This window comes from uncultured Intestinibacter sp. (assembly GCF_902468165.1).
In the GTDB taxonomy this organism is placed as follows: domain Bacteria; phylum Bacillota; class Clostridia; order Peptostreptococcales; family Peptostreptococcaceae; genus Intestinibacter.
The window spans coordinates 1-20,438 of the sequence record NZ_CABQXJ010000009.1; the positions used below are offsets into that span (position 1 = coordinate 1).

The window sequence follows — 20,438 nt, forward strand, 5'->3', positions numbered from 1 at the left end:
CGCTGATGGTACTTGGTGGGCAACCGCCTGGGAGAGTAAGACGTAGCCACGTAATTTTTTTTTGTTTTCGAGAAATTAAACAATATAAAGGATAATATAAAATCTTTTTTTAAAAACCTAAATTGAATTTTCGAGCCTATTATAAATATAAATTATATTTAGTAAGGCTCATTTTTTTTACCGATTTTTACAAGATAAAGACTATGAAATAGAAAGAAGTACTTTTAGATTAGGGGATTTAATAAGTACAAAATAAATACAATTATAAATTTAATTTAATTTAATATAGACTAATATACTTGATTTGATAATAAACAAATAAAAATAGCGATTTTGTAAGAATACTTTATTATTTTGGGACATGTTACTTTTTTTTTATAATAATATGTTATAAAATAAAAACTATAGGTAAAGGTGTTGAGTAGGGAAAATCTGAAAATATGGAGGAAGAATATGAACATAGGAGTTGTAGGGGTAAATCATAATTTAGCTCCAATAAATGTTAGGGAAGCCGTATCATTTACTGATACGAAAAAAATTGAAGTTATAAATATACTGTTAGATAAAGAGATTGAGGAAGTAGTAATTATATCTACTTGTAATAGAAGTGAAATATATATAAACGCAGAAAATATAGATATAAAAATTAATGAATTATCAGATTTTTATGAGCAGTATTTTGGGGTAAAAGATATAAATAAATATTTATTTAAGAAAACAAATTTAGAAGCAATTCAGCATTTATTTGAAGTTACAGCAGGTTTAGACTCACTTGTTTTGGGGGAAGACCAAATTCTTGGACAAGTAAGAGATGCCCATGAATTTTGTATGAAATTGGGTGCAACAAAAAAAGTATTTAATAAATTATTCAGAGATGCGATAACAACATCTAAAGAAATAAAAACTATAACAAAAATATCACAACAACCACTTTCAATTAGTTATATAGGTGTAAAATTACTTAAGGAGAAAATAGGTTCTCTAGAAGGTAAAAATGCTTTAATTGTAGGATTAGGTAAGATGAATTTACTTACTTTAAACCACTTAGAAGAAGAAAAGATAAAAAATATATATGTAGCTAATAGAAATATTGAAAAAACAAAGGCAATACAAAGTAAATTTAAAAATATAATTCCGATAGAATATAGTGATAGACATAAAGTTATTGAGGAAAAATCCATAGATATTATCGTTAGTGCAACAGCATCACCTCATTTAGTTATAAGATATGATGAAATGCCAAAATTAGATAAGAAAATATATATTATGGATATTGCATTGCCTAGAGATATAGATACTAAATTAAATGAATTAGATTATGTAGAATTATACGATATTGATGATTTAAAAGAAATTCACGATCAAAATGATATAAAAAGAAATGAGTTAGCACAAAAAGCACAAGAAATTATAAGTGTAAAAATTGACGAATTTGTAGAATGGCTAGACTTGACTTTCATGGATCCTACAATACAATCATTAAATAGTAAATGTATTGAAATTAAGGAAGACACTTTAGATTGTATTTATAGAAAAATCGATTTAAACCAAAGGGAAAAGAAAATAATCGAAAAAATGTTAGGTTCAGCATTAAAAAGGGTAATAAGAGAACCTATCATGAATTTAAAACAAGTAAAAAATAAAGGTCAGAGAGAAGAATACATAAAAGTTATTGAGGATTTATTTGAAATATAAATTTATGGAGGATATAAAGTAATGAAGTATACTAAATCAGAGCAATTATTTAAAGAAGCAGAGAAATACATTCCTGGAGGGGTAAATAGTCCAGTTAGAGCATTTAAATCAGTAGGATTAGCGCCTATATTTGCAGATAAAGCACATGGTGATAGATTAATCGATGTTGATGGAAATGAATATATAGACTATATTTGTTCTTGGGGACCTCTTATGCTAGGACATAGTCCAGATTTTATGTCTGAAGGACTAGAAGAAATGGCTAAGAGAGGGACAAGTTATGGGGTAGCAACACCAATAGAAATAGATGTTGCTAAAATAATAGTTGATGCATATCCTGCCATAGATCAGGTGCGTATGGTAAACTCAGGTACTGAGGCTACAATGAGTGCTTTAAGAGTGGCTAGAGGATATACTAATAGAAATAAAATACTTAAATTTGAAGGATGTTATCATGGACATTCTGATGGATTATTAGTTCAATCAGGCTCTGGAACTTTAACTTTCGGTGTTCCAACAAGTCCAGGAGTACCTGCTGACGTAGTAAAAAATACATTAGTATGTAGATATAATGATATAGAAGATGTAAGAAGAGTGTTTGAAGAACAAGGTGATGATATAGCAGCAGTAATAGTTGAAACTGTATCAGGAAATATGGGGGTTGTTCCAGGAACCCAAGAATTTATACAAGGACTAAGAGATATATGTACAGAGTATAAAAGTGTTTTAATATTCGATGAAGTTATAACTGGTTTCAGACTTGCTTACAATAGTTCAATCGGATACTTTGGTGTTGAACCAGATATGGTTTGCTTTGGTAAGATAATTGGTGCAGGTATGCCAGTTGGAGCATATGGAGCGAAAAAAGAAATAATGGCATGTGTATCTCCAGTAGGACCTGTTTATCAAGCTGGTACATTATCAGGAAATCCTCTTGCAATGTTCTTAGGAAAGAAAAACCTTGAAACATTAAGAGACCATAAAGATATTTATTCTGAATTAGACAGAAAAGGTAAAATGCTACAAGAAGGAATACAAGAGAATCTTAAAAAATTAGGATTAGATTATACTGTAAATAGAGCAGGGTCATTAGTTTGTTTATTCTTTACATCAGGACCAGTTCAAAACTTTGATGATGCAACTAAATCAGATATAGATAAATTTAATCAATATTTCAAAGAAATGTTAGACAGAGGAATATTAATTGCTCCAAGTCAGTATGAAGCAATGTTCTTATCTTATGCTCATACAGATGAGGATATAGAATATACAATAAAATGCAACTATGAAGCATTAAAAGCATGCCATAATTTATAAATAAAATCTAACTTTTATTATAAAAATATAAAAATTGGCAAAAAAATACAAATTAAATTATAAAAATCTAACGAAATTAGTAGAAACTTTAGAAATTAGTTAATATAATTTATAATAGATATATTTTTAATAAAATTAAACCTAGCCTTTATGGCTAGGATTAATTTTATTTATTTTTTGACAATATCTAATTCAAAATCAGAGGGAGGCATACAATGAGTTTAATCGAGAGTATATGTAAAAATATTTACCCATTAGATACTCGTTTTATGGAACAAGCACAAGCTAGGCAAGATAGGTTAATAAAACCACAAGGAAGTTTAGGAAAATTAGAAGAGATAAGTATACAATTAGCTGGTATATACGGAAGCAAGTATTTTGATACTACAAAAAAGATAGTTTTATCTTTTGCATGTGATCATGGTGTATATGAAGAAGGAGTAGCTCCAAATAATCAAAATATAACACTTTTACAATCTATGAATTTTCCAAAGAAAATTAATGGTGTAGGAACAATCTCTAAATTTGTAGGTTCAGATGTTCAATTAGTAGATGTAGGGATTAACTGCGATGAGCCAATTGAAGGTGTAATCGATTGTAAAATAAGAAAAAGTACATCTAATATGGCAAAAGGTCCTGCAATGACAAGACAAGAAGCTATAAGAGCAATAGAAATTGGGATAGAGATGTCTGAAAAATACATACAAGAAGATTATAAAGTTATAGGTATAGGTGAGATGGGAATAGCAAATACAACACCATCTGCTGCAATAATATCTGTAATTGCAGGATGTGACCCACAAGAAGTAACAGGAATGGGTGCAGGTCTTAAAAAAGAACTATTAGCACATAAAGCACAAGTAATAAGAACTGCTATAGAAATAAACCAACCAAATCCAACAGATGGAATAGATATATTACAAAAAGTTGGTGGATTTGAAATAGGTTCTATGGCTGGTGTTATATTAGGATGTAGTGCAAATAGAGTACCAGTTGTTTTAGATGGATTTATATCTTATGCAGCAGCTTTAATAGCAGTAAATATAAACCCAAGATGTAAAGATTATATGATAGCATCACACTATTCAGCAGAACCAGGAGCTAAGAAAGCTTTAGAATTATTAGGATTAGATCCATTCTTAAAAATGGATATGAGATTAGGAGAAGGTAGTGGGGCTGCTTTAGCATTCAATATGATAGAAGCTGCAAACTATGTTTATAAAAATATGCTAACTTTCGATGAAGTTGATATGGGTATGTAATAAAACATTAAGGAGAAAACTATGAGCAAAGTTATTTTAGTTACAGGTGGTGCACGCTCTGGAAAAAGTGGATTTGCAGAATCACTATGTAAAAACCAAAATAATAGTACTGCTTATATTGCAACATCAGTCGCTTTTGATGATGAAATGAAAGAAAGAGTTAGAAAGCATCAAGCAAGTAGACCAAAAGAGTGGAAAACATACGAAATTTATAAAGATATTTATAAAATAATAAAAGATATAAGTGAAAAACATCAAACAGTTATACTAGATTGCATCACTTTATTAGTAAATAATTTAATGTTTACTGATGGAATAGACATAGATAATGCAAGCGAAGAAGAAATAAATGAGTTAGAAGCTTATATACAAGACCAAATTAAAAAATTGATGGAAGAAGTTAAAAAAACTGATTTATATTTCGTTATGGTTACAAATGAAATTGGACTAGGAGTAGTTCCAGGTTATAAATTAGGTAGAGTTTACTGTGATTTTGTAGGCAGAATAAATCAAATGCTAGGAAAACTAAGTGATGAAGTTTATTTTGTTGTATGCGGAATTCCTACAAAAATAAAGGGGTAGAGAGATATGAATAGATTTATTTCAATACTACAATTTATGACGAGAATTCCAATTAGGATAGAAACAGGATTTGATGAAGAATTCCATAAATCAATAGTATATTTTCCATTAGTAGGATTTGTAATCGGTATAATAACATATATTTTTGGTTGGCTTTCGTTGACAATATTTGATCCATTTATAAGTGCTATAGTTATAACTCTTATAGAAGTTTTAACAACAGGAGGCCTTCATATAGATGGATTAGGTGATACATTTGATGCAATATACAGTAATAGAGACAAAGAACGAATTTTAGAAATAATGAAAGATTCCAGATTAGGAACAAATTCACTTCTTGCAATAATGTTTTTAATACTACTAAAAATAGGATTTATCAATAGCTTAGTACAAAATAACTTGTTATGGCTAGTTATTTTTATGCCGGTTATAGGGCGAATTGGAGTTATGATAATGACTTACAAAACAGTAACTCCAAGAGCAAAAGGTATGGGTAATTTATTTATAGGAAAATGTACTATGGGAATGCTTATAACAGGTATAGTATATTCTTCTATATTAATTATATTATTTGGAAAATTTATTTTCTTACAACCTATTGCGACAATTATAAAAGTTTTAAGTTCTATTATATTTATAATAGTATTTGCATTATTGTTTAAAAAACATATATATAAAAAGATTGATGGTGTAACTGGAGATATACTAGGTTGCACGATAGAACTTGGAGAAGTATTTTTCTTAATATATACTTATATGCTAATTTCAGTAATTTAGCATTGTAAGGAGAAGAAAATGAAAAAATTAATTTTAGTACGTCATGTACTTACAGAAGATAATAAACTTGCGAAACTCTCTGGTCATATAGATAGTAAAGTAAGTGAAGAAGGAAAGATACAAATAGAAAAAATAACAGGCTTTTTAAGTGATGAAAAAATTGATAAGATATATACTACGACGTCAAGTAGAACTAAAGAGACTGCAAAATATTTAGCTAAAATAAATTCAATAGAAATACAACAGAGTAAGGATTTACAAGAAATTAACTTTGGAGATTTTGAAGGAAAAGACTTCAAAGAAATTCAAAAAGATTATCCTGATGAATTTAACAAAATGATAGAAGAAGGATATGAATATACATATCCAAATGGAGAAAGCTTGGTTGATTGTTTTGAAAGAGTATCAAAAGAAACACAATTTATTTTAGATGAGTCTGATGAAGATGAGACAATCTTAATATGTGCTCATGCAGGGACAATTAGAAATATTTTAACATATTTAATTTCAAATAGTTTTGAATACCATTGGAATTTTAAAATCGACAATGCATCTATAAGTATTGTTGAAATTGATAATGGATTTGCTGTTATTAATAAGTTAAATGAAACAAGTTTTTTAAAATAGAATATTAGATTAATTTTTCTCAGGGAAAAAGGTAAAAGCCTTTACAGCCCCCGCTACTGTGAAACGGATGAAACTATAGAAACCACTGTTTGAGAAAATGGGAAGGTGTAGGAGTAGGATGATGTTAAGTCAGGATACCTGGATTAATTAATTTATTAGAGTTAAAATCTCGGGGTGAAGATTTTTTTATAAATACAAAAAATCCTAATCTCGTTATTAGGATTTTTTTGTTAGTTTTCTAAATATATATACGATAAATATAGATTTATTTTAGTTAATATATAGCGCTACAAATAATAGAAGGGGAAGAGGCTATGAGTAAGAAAATAATGTTTCAAGGAACTGCATCCAATGTTGGGAAAAGTACAATAGTTACAGGTTTAGGTAGAATATTTAAACAAGATGGATATACTGTAATTCCTTTTAAATCTCAAAATATGGCCCTTAATTCATTTATAACAAAGGAAGGACTAGAGATGGGAAGGGCCCAAGTTTCACAAGCAGAAGCATGTGGATTAGAACCAATAGCAGATATGAACCCAATATTACTTAAACCATGTGGCAACAATAAAAGCCAAGTTATAGTAAGAGGAAAGGTAGTTGGAGATATGACTTCTCTACAATACCATGAATATAAGTTAGAGTTAATGGATGTATTGAGAGATATATTTAAAGAATTTGAAGAAAACTACAATATAGTTGTTATGGAAGGTGCAGGAAGTGCAGCAGAAATAAACTTAATGGAAAGAGATATTTCCAATATGGGAATGGCAAGAATAGCAGATGCACCAGTAATATTAGTTGGTGATATTGATAGAGGTGGCGTTTTTGCATCACTTGCTGGAACAATGCTTTTATTAAGCGAAGAAGATAGAAAGAGAGTAAAAGGGGTAATAATAAATAAATTTAGAGGTAGAAAAGAGCTTTTAGATTCCGGAGTAAAAATGTTAGAAGAAATAATAAATGTACCTGTATTAGGTGTTGTACCTTATTGTGATATAAAAATAGAAGATGAGGATAGTGTAACTACGAGATTTAAAAAGCAAATGGCGAGAAATGATATACATATAGAAATTGTTAGAACGCCACATATGTCTAATTTTACAGATTTTAATATATTTGAAACTCAAGAAGATGTAAGTATTAGATATGTAGATTATGGAGAATCTCTAGGAAATCCTGATATAGTAATTATTCCAGGTACTAAAAGTACAATAGATGATTTAATGTTTTTAAGAAATAATGGTCTTGAAGAACAAATAAAGGAATTACATAGAAGAGGAAAATTAGTTATAGGTATTTGTGGTGGATATCAAATGCTAGGTAAAAAATTAAGAGACCCATATCATGTCGAAAGTGATCTAGAGGAAGTTGAAGGGATAGGTCTTCTAGATACTGAAACAACTTTTGAACTAGAAAAGATAACAACTCAAGTTAAGGCAATAATAGATAAAGATTTAAGTGGATATTTAAATAATTTAGAAGGTAAAAAAGTTAAAGGATATGAAATACATATGGGCGTTACCAATAGAGGTAATGAAATAAAAAATCTATGCACAATTACACAAAAATTAGATGAAAAAGTTAATTACACAGAAGGAAGTGTAAACTCAGAGTGCAATGTTTTCGGAACATATCTTCATGGAATATTTGATGATATAGATTTTACTAGAACTATATTAAACAACATAAGAGAAATGAAAGGTCTAGATAAAATAGACAGTAAAGTTAAATCATTTAAAGAATTTAAGGATAAAGAATACGACAGATTAGCAGACTTCTTAAGAGAACATCTTGATATAGAAAAAATATATCAAATAATGCAAGAGCACGAAGAAAGTAAAGGACAATAGGTGGTAGAGATGAAGAAAATATTAATTGCAGGGACAAATAGTGGTGTCGGAAAGACAACTATTTCATTAGGTATAATGCAAGCACTTACAAAAAGAAAACTACAGGTACAACCATTTAAAGTTGGACCAGATTATATAGATCCTTCTTATCATACTTTTATAACAGGAAGATATTCTAGAAATTTAGATTCCTATATGCTTGAAGATGAAAAAATAAAGTATATAGTAAAAGAAGCATCTAAAGATGCTGATATAGCAGTAGTAGAAGGCGTAATGGGATTATATGATGGATATGGAATAGATTTAAATGATTGCACAAGTTCATATACATCAAAAATGTTAAAAGCACCAGTTATATTAGTCATAAATGCAAAAGCTATGGCCGCATCTTCTGCAGCTATGGTTTTAGGATATAAAATGCTAGATACTGATGTAAATATAAAAGGTGTTATAACTAATAATGTAAAAAGTGAAAGTCATTACAATACTTTAAAAAGTGCTATCGAAAAATACACAGGCATAGAAGTTTTAGGATATTTTCCACCAAATAAAGAATTTTCACTAGAGTCTAGACATTTAGGTCTTGTCCCAAGTGTAGAAATGGACTCTTTAAAGCAAAAATTTGATAACTTAGCAGATGAAATCGAAAAATATATAGATATTGATAGAATATTAGAAATATCAGAAACACAAGACATAGATAGCAATTTTGATTTAGATAAATTTATAAAAGAACATAAAGTAGAAAATAAATCTATAGCTATAGCATTTGATAAAGCATTTAATTTCTACTATAGAGAAAATATAGAATTATTAGAGAAGCTAGGATTAGAAATAAAATATTTTAGTCCGATGCATGATGAGAAAGTTCCAAAAGCTGATTATATTTATATAGGAGGAGGTTTCCCAGAAATATTCTCAAAAGAATTACATGACAATAAATCAATGAGAGAATCAATATTAGATGCTCATAAAAATAATATACCTATATATGCAGAATGTGGCGGTCTTATGTATTTAGGCGAAAAACTAGAAAATCAAAATAAAGAGTTGTTCGATATGGTCGGCATATTTAAAGGAACGAGCAAAATGACATCATCATTGAAACGATTTGGATATTGTAATGGTAAAGCAAAAGAAGATACTGTTTTAGCTAAAAAGGGACAAGTAATAAAAGGGCATGAGTTCCATCATTCAATATTTGATAGTGAGGAGCCTTGTGCATACGAAATGACAAAAGAAAGAAATGGAGTAGTCATAGATAGATGGGATGGAGGGTATAGTAGTGGAAATACCTTAGCAACTTATTTACATACTCATTTTTATAACAACTTAGATTGTATAGCAAACTTTTTAGAAAAAGGAAATAAATAAGATGAATATACTATCATTATATTTAGGATATATTACTGACTTGATTGTAGGTGACCCTTATTCATTTCCTCATCCAGTTAAATATATAGGAAAATTAATAAAGGTCGTAGAAAACTTTATAAGAAAAGTAGCAAAAAGTGATAAAGGATTAAAAATAGGTGGATTTTTTCTATGGTTTATAACTGTAGGAATAACTTTTTTAATAACTTACATAATTATTAAACTGGTAAGTTTTAACATGGTAATTTATGTTATAATTAATTCAGTTGTGATTTATACAACATTAGCTACAAAATGCTTAAAAGATGAAGCAAAAAAGATCTATGAAGTATTAAAGACAGGAAATATAGAAAAATCAAGGATTCAACTATCTTATATAGTAGGTAGAGATACTGAAAATTTAAGTGAAAAAGAAATAATAAGAGCAACAGTAGAGACAGTTGCAGAAAATACTGTTGATGGTTTAATTTCACCGTTAGTTTATGCTTTTATTGGTGCAGGATTAACTGTTGGTGGAATATCACTTGCAGCCCCACTTGCAATGACTTATAAAGCAATTAATACTTTAGATTCAACAGTAGGATATAAAAATGAAAAATATCTTCATATTGGTTTTGCTTCGGCAAAAATTGATGATATAGCTAATTATATTCCATCGAGAATATCAGTTATATTATTTACAATAGGAAACTTTTTCTTGAGAAATGATTATAAAAATTGTTTCAAAATAGCAATAAGAGATAGAAAAAATCATAAAAGCCCAAACTGTGCATTTTCAGAAGGTGCAGTTGCAGGTGCATTAGGAATCCAATTAGGTGGTACAAATGTTTATTTTGGAGAAACAGTATATAAGCCGACTATTGGAGATAAAACTAGAGAAATAGAAGTTCAAGATATAGCAAGAACAAACAAAATTTTATACGCAACTTCTTTAACTTCTATGCTAGTATTCACATTATTTTACGTGATAATATATTGTATTTTCATGTAATTAATGATTATAAGGAGGATACATATGAAGGATTTAGGCCATGGGGCTAATGTCAATAATATGGCTAAACAGTTTGGAAAAAACGAAGAAAATATAATTGATTTTAGTTCAAATGTAAATCCACATATAATTTCCAATCTAGGAAAATATGTTTTGGAAGGGTTAGAAAAAAGTAGAAGCTATCCAGATATAAACTATACAAATTTAAGAGAAAACATTTCTGATTATATAAATATAGATAGTAAAAATATAATTCCAGGTAATGGAGCAACAGAAATTATATATCTTCTTATGAAAAGTATAAAAAAGAGAATAGCAATATTAAACCCTACTTTTTCAGAGTATGGTAGAGGGGCTAAATTAAATGATTTAGAAGTAATAAACTTTCATTTAAAAGAGGAAGATAACTTTAGCATTGATTTAGATGAAATACAACAAAATATAGAAAAATTTGATAGTTTGTTTGTTTGTAATCCTAATAATCCAAATGGAAAAGTTAAAGATTTAAATAGATTATTAGATTTGATGATTGAAAATAATAAACTTTTAATTGTAGATGAAACTTTTATGGAATTTGTAGAAAATGAAGAACAATATAGCTTAGTAAATAGAGTAAAAGAAACAAAAAACCTATTTATATTAAAAGCAGTAACTAAATTCTTTGGGATGCCAGGACTTAGATTAGGATATGGCGTAACTAGCAATGAAGAAATAATAGAAACTATATATCACTACAAAGAACCTTGGACTATAAATTCTTTTGCTGAAAATTTATCTAATTATTTATTTAAAGATAAAGAATATATAAAAAACAGCAAAGATTATTATATAAGCGAAAGAAAGTTTATGTTAGAAGAATTGAGAAAAATATCTCGATTAAAAGTTTATGATACAGATACAAACTTCATTCTTATAAAATTAAGAGATTACGAAGCTAATTTATTAAAATTAGAGCTTTTTGAAAAATACAATATTCTTATAAGAGATGCCTCAAACTTTATTGGATTAGATAAAAATTATGTTAGAGTGGCAATAAAAAGTCACAAAGATAATAAAATCTTAATCGAATCATTAAACAAAATATTAGGATAATAATATGAAGTTTTATGGAGTATGTCCAGCATCTTGTGGAGAATTTGTACAAGGTATTTTAGACAATGAAGAATATTTATCATCATATGCAATTAATTTATTTTCAGTGGCAACTTTAGAAGAAAGCAAAGACATAATCAACAAAGGCCCTAGTAAATCAAGGCGAGCTATGGAGCTTGTCTTTGAAAAATTTAATATACCTATAGAAGATACAAAAAATATATCGCTCAATATAAAAAGTCAGATACCTATTGGAAAGGGAATGGCTAGTTCTACCGCTGATATTGGAGCTACAATAAAAGCTACATTATCTATGTTGAATAAAACCTTAACCGGAGAGGAAATCTCCAAATTAGCCGTAAAAATAGAAGCGACTGATTCTCTACTACTCAATCAACATAGTATATTTAATCCACTTACAGCAGATGTAAAAAAATATCTAGGTGGAATAAATGATACAAAGGTAGTTATATTAGAGCCTGATGATATTTTAAATACAAAACTAATTAGAACTATGCCAGATTACAAATCTTATAAGATGCAAAATAAAGAAATAATAAAAACATCTTTTGATTTATTAGATGAAGGTCTATTAAAAAACGATCTTAATTTAATTGGAAGAGCATGCACATATAGTGGTTTGGCAAATGAAAATATACACAAAAAACCATTTTTAAAAGAGATTATAGAAATTTCTGATAAATTTGGGTGTTATGGGGTAAATATTGCCCATAGCGGAACTGTTATTGGAGTTCTAATGTATAAAGAAATGGATGATAAAAGAATAATACAATATTTAAGAGATAGTGAAATATCTCGACACTATAAAAAAATATATACATCAGACATTATTGATGGACAATCCAGGGAGGAAGAAGAATGGAATATATTAAAGACCCAAAAATGATAGAAGTAAGAAGTTTTGAAATAATTCAAGGGATAATCGATGATATAAGACCAGGATATAAATTTAAAAATGAAATAGAAGAAAAAATTATAAAACGTTGCATACACACAAGTGCAGATTTTGAATACTTAGACATATTAAAAATATCAGAAACTGCTGTAGAAAATATAATAGATGCATTAAATAATAAATGCACAATATACACAGATACAAATATGGCTTTAAGTGGAATCAATAAAACTAGATTAAATGCACTAGGATGTGAGTATAAATGTTTAGTTGCAGATGAAAAAACAAGAGAGCTAGCAAAAGAAAAAGGTATAACTCGTTCTATGGCAGCAGTTGAATTAGCTATGCAAGATACAGGAAGAAAGATATTTGTTCTTGGAAATGCCCCAACAGCTTTATATAAAGTTATGGAAATGCAAAAATCAGGTTGTAATGTAGATGCAGTAGTAGGTGTACCAGTTGGATTTGTTGGTGCTGCTGAGTCAAAATATGAATTAGAACAAACAGAAATACCTCATATAGTGGCACAAGGTAGAAAAGGTGGTAGCAATATAGCTGCTGCGATAGTTAATGCAATACTATATGCAATGTAGGTAGAGTTATGGAAGAGTATGTATATATAGACGGCAAAAAATATAGAAGAGGATATACTACAGGATCTTGTGCAGCAGCAGCCTCTAAAGCAGCAACATATATGTTAATTACTCAAAAAAAACTGGAGTCAGTTAATATAGATACGCCCAAGGGAATTTATCTTACTTTAAAGCCTGAAAATATAGAAATAAATAAAAAATATGCGATTTGTTCTATTCAAAAAGATGGTGGAGATGATATCGATGCAACTCATAAAATGGACATTTTTGCAAAAGCAGAAATAATTGATAGAATTAATGAGGAAGAAGATATTTATGTAACAGGTGGCATAGGAGTAGGAACAGTAACAAAAAAAGGACTGAAAGTAGAGGTTGGAAAATCTGCAATCAATCCAGTTCCAATGAATATGATTAAAACCGAAATCCACAAAGTATTAGGAACAGATTTAAACACATATATAGATAAATCAAAAACACTAAAAATTACTATATCTGCGCCAGAAGGTGTTGAAATTGCTAAAAAAACATTTAATCCTAGACTTGGTATAGTTGGAGGAATATCTATCTTAGGTACTTCTGGAATAGTAGAACCTATGAGTGATGAAGGATGGAAAAAATCATTATCTATTGAGCTTGAAATGAAAAGAGCACAAGGAATTGACCAAATCATCTTAGTCCCAGGAAACCACGGTGAAGAGTTTATAAAAAATGAACTTGGTTTGGATGAAAAATATGTAGTTAGAATGAGTAATTTTGTAGGCTATATGCTTATGGAAGCCAAGCGTATGGGATATAAAAAAATACTTATGGCAGGACATATTGGTAAATTTATAAAGATAGCTGCCGGCATATTCCACACGCATAGCAAAGTCGCTGATGCTAGAAATGAAATTATGATTGCTAACTTGGCACTTATGGGAGCGCCACTAGAATTTTTACAAGAAATAGATAAATGTGTGACAGCTGAGGGTGCAGTAGAAATAATAGATGATAGTGAATATACAGGTGTTTATGAAGTCTTATGTAATAAATGCAGAGATAGAGTAAAACAACATTTAGGTGATGATGATATAGAAGTAGGTGTGTATATGTTTAGAATGGACAAATCATATATAGCAAAATCTGATAATGCAGAGTCTATAGTGGAGGTATTCAAATGATAAATATTATAGGTTTGGGTCCTGGTAACACAGGTTATATTACTAAATTGGGTGAGAAAATTATTTACTCATCAGATGTAGTGATTGGTGGAAGAAGAAATCTAGAATCAATAAAAGATTTTAAAGGTGAAAAGGTAGTTTTATCTACTAATCTAAAAGAAATTCTAGAATATATACAAAATAACTTAGATAAAAATATTTCTGTTATAGCATCTGGAGATCCATCTATATATGGGATTGGAAAATACCTTTCAAATAACATAGAACACAAACATCTAAATATAGTTTCAGGGATAAGCTCCCTTCAATACATATTCTCAAGAATATTTGTAGATATGAATGATGTTTATATTACAAGTAGTCATGGGAAAGTGCCAGATTTTGATTATATACTTTCTCATAAAAAGGTATGTATGGTTACTGATAGTAAAATTGGACCACATGAGATAAGTAGAGAAATACAAAAAAGAAATCTGAAAAAAACTGTTGTTGTAGGAGAAAATCTATCTTATGAAAATGAGAAGATAACAATAGGAAAACCAGAAGCTATATTAGCAGTTGATAAATTTGATATGAATGTAGTGGTGATATTAGATGAAGAATAAAGATTTTATAACAGGAAAAGTTCCTATAACAAAAGAAGAAGTTAGAGCTATTTCTCTAAATAAACTAGAGTTATTAAATGCAAAAACTTTTATTGATGTAGGTGCAGGAACAGGAAGTGTATCAATTGAAGCAGGATATAGCTATCCAAATTTAAAAGTTATAGCTATTGAACGTAATGATGATGCAATTGATTTAGTAAAACAAAATAAAGAAAAGTTCAATTTAGATAATGTAGAAATAATAAAAGCTTATGCACCTGTAGAATTAGATAAAGATATAAAAGCAGATGCAATTTTCCTTGGTGGAACTGGTAAAAAATTAGAAGAAATTATAGATTGGTCTAAAGACTTACTAGTTGATGGAGGAAGACTTGTAGCAAACTTTATAATAATAGATACATTTTATGAAATGTTGAGATTAGTAAAAGAAAAAGGGTTTAAAAATATTGATGTTACAGTTTTAAATGTTGCAAAACTTGAAAAGTTAGGAACAGGGGAATATTTTAAACCTCACAATCCAATATATATAATTTCATGCGAAAAAGGAGTAGAAGAAGATAATGAATACTAACATTAATAAAGTACATTTTGTAGGGGCAGGTCCTGGGGATAAAGAATTAATAACATTAAAAGGATATAAATTACTAAGTAATGCTGATGTTGTAATATACGCAGGTTCATTAGTAAACCCAGCACTTCTTGAATATTGTAAAGAAAGTTGTGAAATACATGATAGTGCATATATGAATTTACAAGAAATCATAGAAGTTATGGAAAGAGGAATTAGAGAAGGAAAATCAGTTGTAAGATTACAAACAGGAGATTTCTCTATATATGGTTCAATAAGAGAACAAGTTGAAGATTTAGCAAAATTAAATATAGATTATGACTGCACACCAGGTGTAAGTTCATTCTTAGGTGCATCATCAGCACTAGGAGTTGAATATACAGTTCCAGAAGTATCTCAAAGTGTTGTTATAACTAGAATGGAAGGAAGAACTCCAGTTCCACCAAAAGAATCTATAGAATCTTTTGCTAAACACCAAACTTCAATGGTAATATTCTTATCTGTTCAAGAAATTGAAAAAGTAGTAGAAAAATTAATAGCTGGTGGATATCCAAAAACTACTCCAATAGCAGTAGTATATAAAGCTACTTGGCCAGATGAAAAAGTAGTAAAAGGGACTTTAGAAGATATAGCAGCTAAAGTAAAAGAAAACGACATAAAGAAAACAGCATTAATAATGGTAGGGGAATTCTTAGGTACTACATATAATAATTCAAAATTATATGATAAGGACTTCAAACATGAATACAGAAAATAATAAAATTGCTATTATATGTATTACTGAGAATGGAAAAAAGTTAGCATTAGAAATGCAAAATAAATTACATGAAGGTGATATTTATTTTGTAAAAAGAGAAAAATCTACAGAGTTACAAGAGGTTTGTAACATAAGTAACGATGATAATGCTAAAATAAATACTCAATATAAAAGTATTGAAAATATAGTTAGGATAAAAGAAAAATTAAGCAACTTTATACCTACGATATTTAACAAATATAGATATATTATATTTATTATGGCTACTGGAATAGTAGTGAGGACAATCGCTCCATTAATACAAAGCAAATTTAAAGACCCAGCAATATTAGTGACTGATGAAAAAGGGACTAATGTGATAAGTTTATTGAGTGGACATATGGGAGGAGCAAATGAAATGACTTTATATATAAGCCATTTAATAAATGCAAATCCAGTTATAACAACTGCAACAGATATAAACAATAAATCTTCATTAGATATGATAGCAAAAAGTATAAATGGATATATAGAAAACTTCAGAGATAATGTATTGAAGGTGAATTCTATGATAGTTAACAACAAGCCCGTAGGTTTATTTATAGATGGAGACTATCACATAGATACAAGAGGTTTTACACTTTTAACATATGAAGATATGTTAAATATCCATAACAACAATAATAAAGATTTAGAAAATATAGAGACAATAGTCGTAGTAACTAATAAGCAAAAACTAGATTTCAAAAGCGACAAAATAATAAAATTAGTTCCAAAAGACATTGTATTAGGAGTTGGATGTAAGAAAAATACTGATAGCCAACATATGAAAGAATCGCTACATGAGTTTTCAAGAATTAACAATATAGATATAAATTCTATAAAGAAAATAGGTAGTATAGAAATAAAAAAAGATGAAAAAGCAATTATAGATTTAGCAAACTATTTAAATGTGCCTTTTGAAACATTTACCGTAAAAGAAATATCACAAATAGATCATCTATATGGAAAATCGGAATGGGTCAAAAAGAATGTAGGAGTATATTCTGTAGCTGAACCATGTGCACATTTACTTAGTGATGGAAATTTAATTATTGAAAAACAAAAATACACTGGAATAACATTTTCGGCAGGGAGAGTGAATAAATGATATACGTTATAGGAATAGGTCCTGGATGCAGAGACTTAATGACACAAGAAGCAATAGCAGCAATGGAAGAGGCTGAAGTAATCGTAGGTTACAAAACATATATAAAATTAGTTGAAGAATTTATACAAGATAAAGAAGTAGTTCAAAATGGAATGAGAAAAGAAGTAGATAGATGCCAAGAAGCTATCGAAATTGCTAAGACAGGTAAAAAAGTAGCTGTTATAAGTAGTGGAGATTCTGGAATATATGGAATGGCAGGTCTAATACTTGAGTTAGTAACAAAACAAGGCGTAGATATACCAGTTAAAGTAGTACCAGGAGTTACTGCAAGTATAGGAGCAGCTGCAGTATTAGGAGCACCTATAATGCATGATTTTTGCCATATAAGTTTAAGTGATTTAATGACTCCATGGGAAGTTATAGAAAAAAGATTAAGATTAGCGGCAGAAGCTGATTTTGTAATATGTTTATATAACCCAAGAAGTAAAGGAAGAAGCGAACACTTAGCAACAGCATTTAAAATAATGAGTGAATTTAAAGATGGTTCAACTCCTGTTGGAATAGTAAAAGATGTAGGAAGAGCAGATGAAGAAAAATTCATATGTACTTTCGATACAATGGATTTTGAAAGAGTTGACATGACTACTATGGTTATAATAGGAAACAAATCAACATATATCCACGATGATTTAATGATAACACCAAGAGGATATACAGTATAACTAGTATTATAAAAAGAAATTATTAAGCATAAAGGAAAGGATACATATCATGATTTTAGTATTAGGTGGAACATCCGATAGTATAGGTATTTGCAATAAATTAAACGAAATGAACTTACCATATATGGTTTCAGTTACAACAGAATATGGGAGGGATATTGCCAAAAAAGCTACAGAGAATGTATTCTTAGGAAAATTGACAATAGAAGATATGGTATCTTTAATAAAAGAAAAGAACATAACTCAAATAATAGATGCAACACATCCTTATGCAACAATTGTATCTAGCAATGCAATTGAATGTTCAAAGATATCAAATACAGATTATGTGAGATTTGAAAGAGAATCTCTTATAAAACAAATAGATTATGACGATATATATGTTGTTGAAGATATAGAACAAGCATGTGAAATTGCAAATGAAAAAGGAAATAACATATTTATTGGAACAGGTAGTAAAAATTTAGATAAATATATAGAACTTATAAAGGGAAAAAAACTAATTGCGCGCGTATTGCCTACAAGTGATGTCCTAAAAAGTTGTGAAGAATTAGGACTTAATGCAGATAACATAATCGCTATGAAGGGTCCTTTTACTGAAGAAATTAATATAGCTGCTTATAGACAATATGACATAGATTTATTAATTACTAAAGAAAGTGGAGTTGCAGGAGGATTTTTAGAAAAAATTAATGCATGCAAAGCTTTAAATATACCAGCGGTAATCATAACTAGAAAACAAATTGACTACCCAAAAGTAATAAATAGAATTGAAGATATAGAAAAAATAGTATAGTTTTATGGGTTATTTTTATTTTTAAATTGGAGGAGTATTTAAATATTAAGGAGAAATTAAAGATGAAAAAAGCAGTATTAGTAGTAAGTTTTGGTACAAGCTATCATGAAACTAGAAAGAAGACAATAGAAGCATGTGAACAAAAGATAAGTGAGAATCTTAAAGGATATGATTTTTATAGAGCATTTACTTCAAATATGATAATTAGAAAATTAAAAAAGAGAGATAACATGCTTATTGATAATCCAGTAGAGGCTCTACAAAAATTAGCAGATGCAGGATATGAAGAAGTAGTAGTTCAAACATTACACATAATATGTGGTGAAGAATACAACAAATTAAAAGAACAAGTTGAAAGTTTTAAACCTAAATTCAAAAAAATAGCTTTAGGTAGACCTCTTTTAACTTCAATAGAAGACTATAAAGAAACAGTTGAAGCTGTAAGAAAACAACTAGAAATAATTAAACCAGATGAAGCAGTTGTATTTATGGGACACGGAACTACACACGAAAGTCATGCAGCTTATCCAGCTTTAGAATATATGTTTAGAGACAATGATATGAATGTATATATAGGAACAGTTGAAGGATATCCTGAAATAGAGCAAGTAGTTAAAAAATTAAAAGCAGATAACATAAAAACTGTTGATGTATTACCTTTCATGTTAGTTGCGGGAGACCATGCTACTAATGATATGGCAAGTGATGAAGAAGATTCATGGAAATCTATATTAGAAAAAGAAGGATTTAATGTAAAGGTGCATTTACAAGGTTTAGGGGAATACCCAGCAATCCAAGATAAATTTGTTAACCATGCATTAGATTGCGCAAAAGAATTAGAAAAAGAGTTAGCATAAATTAACGTACGAGGCTAGATGGAGGAAATATAAATGGCAAAATTTTATGGAATAGGAACTGGACCAGGAGATAGTACATTAGTAACAATAAAAGCAGTAAATACAATAAAAATGTTAGATATATTATATACACCAGAACCAAAAAAAGGTGGAGATAGTTTAGCATTATCAATAGTAAAGGAATATGTACCAGATACTGTTGAAATAAAACAAAGACATTTCCCAATGAACAATGATAGTGTAGAAAAAATGGCATCATGGGATGCTATAGCAGCTGAAATAAAAGCTGATGTAAAAGCAGGGAAAGAAGTAGGATTTATAACTTTAGGAGATCCTATGATATACAGTACTTATGTATATATTATGGAAAGATTAATGGACGAGATAGAAGTTGAAACTATACCGGGTATATCATCTTTCTCAAATATAGCATCAAATCAAAACTTCCCATTAGTAATGGATACAGATCCACTTATGGTTATACCATGTACTATGGAAGAAGAGAAAATAGATGCAGCATTACAAACATATGATTGTTTTGTTCTTATGAAAGTATATAAGAACTTTAAAGAAATCGTTCAAAAATTAGAAAAATACGATTTAATAGATAGTGCTATTTTAGTAAGTAACTCATCTCAAGAAAGAGAAGTAGTTTATAAAGATTTAAGAGATGTTCATCTACAAGAAAAAATATCATATTTTTCTACAATATTAGTTAATAGAAACAATAAAAGAAAATAATCTTAAAACATTTAAGGAGATAAA

21 protein-coding genes and 1 riboswitch are annotated in these 20,438 nt (G+C 28.9%); all 21 genes read left to right on the forward strand.

Features of this window, described 5'->3' with window-relative positions:
• Nucleotides 1-453 precede the first annotated feature (453 nt).
• The 21 genes from hemA to RDX53_RS03080 all read left to right on the forward strand — a co-directional run bounded on the left by hemA (nucleotide 454) and on the right by RDX53_RS03080 (nucleotide 20,414).
• A complete protein-coding gene (gene hemA / locus RDX53_RS02980; protein ID WP_195929404.1) occupies nucleotides 454-1,695 on the forward strand; it encodes a glutamyl-tRNA reductase in 1,242 nt (413 codons plus the stop codon).
• Between the two features lie 21 nt (nucleotides 1,696-1,716).
• A complete protein-coding gene (hemL, locus tag RDX53_RS02985) occupies nucleotides 1,717-3,012 on the forward strand; it encodes a glutamate-1-semialdehyde 2,1-aminomutase (RefSeq protein WP_195929403.1) in 1,296 nt (431 codons plus the stop codon).
• Between the two features lie 215 nt (nucleotides 3,013-3,227).
• On the forward strand, nucleotides 3,228-4,274 hold the full coding sequence (gene cobT / locus RDX53_RS02990) for a nicotinate-nucleotide--dimethylbenzimidazole phosphoribosyltransferase (protein WP_195929402.1): 1,047 nt from the start codon (nucleotides 3,228-3,230) through the stop codon (nucleotides 4,272-4,274).
• Between the two features lie 21 nt (nucleotides 4,275-4,295).
• A complete protein-coding gene (cobU, locus tag RDX53_RS02995) occupies nucleotides 4,296-4,856 on the forward strand; it encodes a bifunctional adenosylcobinamide kinase/adenosylcobinamide-phosphate guanylyltransferase (protein ID WP_195929401.1) in 561 nt (186 codons plus the stop codon).
• Nucleotides 4,857-4,862: 6 nt separating this feature from the next.
• Complete coding sequence (gene cobS / locus RDX53_RS03000; RefSeq protein ID WP_195929400.1) at nucleotides 4,863-5,633, forward strand: adenosylcobinamide-GDP ribazoletransferase; 771 nt, start codon at nucleotides 4,863-4,865, stop codon at nucleotides 5,631-5,633.
• Between the two features lie 18 nt (nucleotides 5,634-5,651).
• A complete protein-coding gene (locus RDX53_RS03005; protein WP_195929399.1) occupies nucleotides 5,652-6,260 on the forward strand; it encodes a histidine phosphatase family protein in 609 nt (202 codons plus the stop codon).
• Nucleotides 6,256-6,421, forward strand: a riboswitch (cobalamin riboswitch). It overlaps the preceding gene by 5 nt.
• Nucleotides 6,422-6,574: 153 nt before the next feature.
• Nucleotides 6,575-8,113, forward strand: a complete 1,539-nt coding sequence (locus RDX53_RS03010; protein WP_195929398.1) for a cobyric acid synthase — start codon at nucleotides 6,575-6,577, stop codon at nucleotides 8,111-8,113.
• 9 nt (nucleotides 8,114-8,122) lie between these two features.
• Nucleotides 8,123-9,487 carry a cobyrinate a,c-diamide synthase gene (locus tag RDX53_RS03015; RefSeq protein ID WP_195929397.1) on the forward strand — a complete coding sequence of 455 codons (1,365 nt, stop codon included), beginning with the start codon at nucleotides 8,123-8,125 and terminating at the stop codon, nucleotides 9,485-9,487.
• Nucleotide 9,488: 1 nt separating this feature from the next.
• Nucleotides 9,489-10,478, forward strand: coding sequence for an adenosylcobinamide-phosphate synthase CbiB (gene cbiB / locus RDX53_RS03020; protein ID WP_195929396.1), 990 nt, complete (start codon nucleotides 9,489-9,491; stop codon nucleotides 10,476-10,478).
• A gap of 24 nt (nucleotides 10,479-10,502) precedes the next feature.
• Complete coding sequence (locus tag RDX53_RS03025) at nucleotides 10,503-11,570, forward strand: histidinol-phosphate transaminase (RefSeq protein ID WP_195929395.1); 1,068 nt, start codon at nucleotides 10,503-10,505, stop codon at nucleotides 11,568-11,570.
• A 4-nt stretch (nucleotides 11,571-11,574) separates the two neighbouring features.
• Nucleotides 11,575-12,477 (forward strand): serine/threonine protein kinase, encoded by a 903-nt coding sequence (locus RDX53_RS03030; RefSeq protein WP_195929394.1) that lies wholly within the window; start codon nucleotides 11,575-11,577, stop codon nucleotides 12,475-12,477.
• Complete coding sequence (locus RDX53_RS03035) at nucleotides 12,450-13,079, forward strand: cobalt-precorrin-8 methylmutase (RefSeq protein WP_195929393.1); 630 nt, start codon at nucleotides 12,450-12,452, stop codon at nucleotides 13,077-13,079. Before RDX53_RS03030 ends, RDX53_RS03035 begins: the two co-directional genes overlap by 28 nt.
• A gap of 8 nt (nucleotides 13,080-13,087) precedes the next feature.
• On the forward strand, nucleotides 13,088-14,239 hold the full coding sequence (cbiD, locus tag RDX53_RS03040; RefSeq protein WP_195929392.1) for a cobalt-precorrin-5B (C(1))-methyltransferase CbiD: 1,152 nt from the start codon (nucleotides 13,088-13,090) through the stop codon (nucleotides 14,237-14,239).
• Entirely contained in the window at nucleotides 14,236-14,844 is a 609-nt protein-coding gene (locus RDX53_RS03045) for a cobalt-precorrin-7 (C(5))-methyltransferase (protein ID WP_195929391.1), read from the forward strand. Before cbiD ends, RDX53_RS03045 begins: the two co-directional genes overlap by 4 nt.
• Entirely contained in the window at nucleotides 14,834-15,415 is a 582-nt protein-coding gene (locus RDX53_RS03050) for a decarboxylating cobalt-precorrin-6B (C(15))-methyltransferase (protein ID WP_195929390.1), read from the forward strand. The genes RDX53_RS03045 and RDX53_RS03050 overlap by 11 nt, the downstream gene beginning before the upstream one ends.
• Entirely contained in the window at nucleotides 15,405-16,169 is a 765-nt protein-coding gene (locus tag RDX53_RS03055) for a cobalt-precorrin-4 methyltransferase (RefSeq protein ID WP_207743802.1), read from the forward strand. The genes RDX53_RS03050 and RDX53_RS03055 overlap by 11 nt, the downstream gene beginning before the upstream one ends.
• The gene (cbiG, locus tag RDX53_RS03060) at nucleotides 16,153-17,298 is read left to right on the forward strand and encodes a cobalt-precorrin 5A hydrolase (RefSeq protein ID WP_195929389.1); all 1,146 of its coding nucleotides are present in this window, start codon (nucleotides 16,153-16,155) and stop codon (nucleotides 17,296-17,298) included. Before RDX53_RS03055 ends, cbiG begins: the two co-directional genes overlap by 17 nt.
• Nucleotides 17,295-18,020 carry a precorrin-3B C(17)-methyltransferase gene (gene cobJ / locus RDX53_RS03065; protein ID WP_195929388.1) on the forward strand — a complete coding sequence of 242 codons (726 nt, stop codon included), beginning with the start codon at nucleotides 17,295-17,297 and terminating at the stop codon, nucleotides 18,018-18,020. The genes cbiG and cobJ overlap by 4 nt, the downstream gene beginning before the upstream one ends.
• A 49-nt stretch (nucleotides 18,021-18,069) precedes the next feature.
• Nucleotides 18,070-18,816, forward strand: a complete 747-nt coding sequence (gene cobK / locus RDX53_RS03070) for a precorrin-6A reductase (RefSeq protein WP_195929387.1) — start codon at nucleotides 18,070-18,072, stop codon at nucleotides 18,814-18,816.
• A 62-nt stretch (nucleotides 18,817-18,878) separates the two neighbouring features.
• Entirely contained in the window at nucleotides 18,879-19,673 is a 795-nt protein-coding gene (locus RDX53_RS03075; RefSeq protein ID WP_195929386.1) for a sirohydrochlorin cobaltochelatase, read from the forward strand.
• Between the two features lie 33 nt (nucleotides 19,674-19,706).
• A complete protein-coding gene (locus RDX53_RS03080) occupies nucleotides 19,707-20,414 on the forward strand; it encodes a cobalt-factor II C(20)-methyltransferase (RefSeq protein ID WP_195929385.1) in 708 nt (235 codons plus the stop codon).
• The last annotated feature ends 24 nt before the right edge of the window (nucleotides 20,415-20,438 follow it).

What these genes read in the sequence shown, in the direction of transcription:
- RDX53_RS03005 (WP_195929399.1), top strand. Translation starts at nt 5,652, where the DNA reads ATGAAAAAATTAATTTTAGTACGTCATGTACTTACAGAAGATAATAAA.
- cobU (WP_195929401.1), top strand. Translation starts at nt 4,296, where the DNA reads ATGAGCAAAGTTATTTTAGTTACAGGTGGTGCACGCTCTGGAAAAAGT.
- RDX53_RS03080 (WP_195929385.1), top strand. Translation starts at nt 19,707, where the DNA reads ATGGCAAAATTTTATGGAATAGGAACTGGACCAGGAGATAGTACATTA.
- cobT (WP_195929402.1), top strand. Translation starts at nt 3,228, where the DNA reads ATGAGTTTAATCGAGAGTATATGTAAAAATATTTACCCATTAGATACT.
- RDX53_RS03010 (WP_195929398.1), top strand. Translation starts at nt 6,575, where the DNA reads ATGAGTAAGAAAATAATGTTTCAAGGAACTGCATCCAATGTTGGGAAA.
- cbiB (WP_195929396.1), top strand. Translation starts at nt 9,489, where the DNA reads ATGAATATACTATCATTATATTTAGGATATATTACTGACTTGATTGTA.
- RDX53_RS03015 (WP_195929397.1), top strand. Translation starts at nt 8,123, where the DNA reads ATGAAGAAAATATTAATTGCAGGGACAAATAGTGGTGTCGGAAAGACA.
- RDX53_RS03045 (WP_195929391.1), top strand. Translation starts at nt 14,236, where the DNA reads ATGATAAATATTATAGGTTTGGGTCCTGGTAACACAGGTTATATTACT.
- RDX53_RS03075 (WP_195929386.1), top strand. Translation starts at nt 18,879, where the DNA reads ATGAAAAAAGCAGTATTAGTAGTAAGTTTTGGTACAAGCTATCATGAA.
- RDX53_RS03035 (WP_195929393.1), top strand. Translation starts at nt 12,450, where the DNA reads ATGGAATATATTAAAGACCCAAAAATGATAGAAGTAAGAAGTTTTGAA.
- RDX53_RS03025 (WP_195929395.1), top strand. Translation starts at nt 10,503, where the DNA reads ATGAAGGATTTAGGCCATGGGGCTAATGTCAATAATATGGCTAAACAG.
- RDX53_RS03055 (WP_207743802.1), top strand. Translation starts at nt 15,405, where the DNA reads ATGAATACTAACATTAATAAAGTACATTTTGTAGGGGCAGGTCCTGGG.
- RDX53_RS03050 (WP_195929390.1), top strand. Translation starts at nt 14,834, where the DNA reads ATGAAGAATAAAGATTTTATAACAGGAAAAGTTCCTATAACAAAAGAA.
- hemL (WP_195929403.1), top strand. Translation starts at nt 1,717, where the DNA reads ATGAAGTATACTAAATCAGAGCAATTATTTAAAGAAGCAGAGAAATAC.
- cobK (WP_195929387.1), top strand. Translation starts at nt 18,070, where the DNA reads ATGATTTTAGTATTAGGTGGAACATCCGATAGTATAGGTATTTGCAAT.
- RDX53_RS03030 (WP_195929394.1), top strand. Translation starts at nt 11,575, where the DNA reads ATGAAGTTTTATGGAGTATGTCCAGCATCTTGTGGAGAATTTGTACAA.
- cbiG (WP_195929389.1), top strand. Translation starts at nt 16,153, where the DNA reads ATGAATACAGAAAATAATAAAATTGCTATTATATGTATTACTGAGAAT.
- cbiD (WP_195929392.1), top strand. Translation starts at nt 13,088, where the DNA reads ATGGAAGAGTATGTATATATAGACGGCAAAAAATATAGAAGAGGATAT.
- hemA (WP_195929404.1), top strand. Translation starts at nt 454, where the DNA reads ATGAACATAGGAGTTGTAGGGGTAAATCATAATTTAGCTCCAATAAAT.
- cobS (WP_195929400.1), top strand. Translation starts at nt 4,863, where the DNA reads ATGAATAGATTTATTTCAATACTACAATTTATGACGAGAATTCCAATT.
- cobJ (WP_195929388.1), top strand. Translation starts at nt 17,295, where the DNA reads ATGATATACGTTATAGGAATAGGTCCTGGATGCAGAGACTTAATGACA.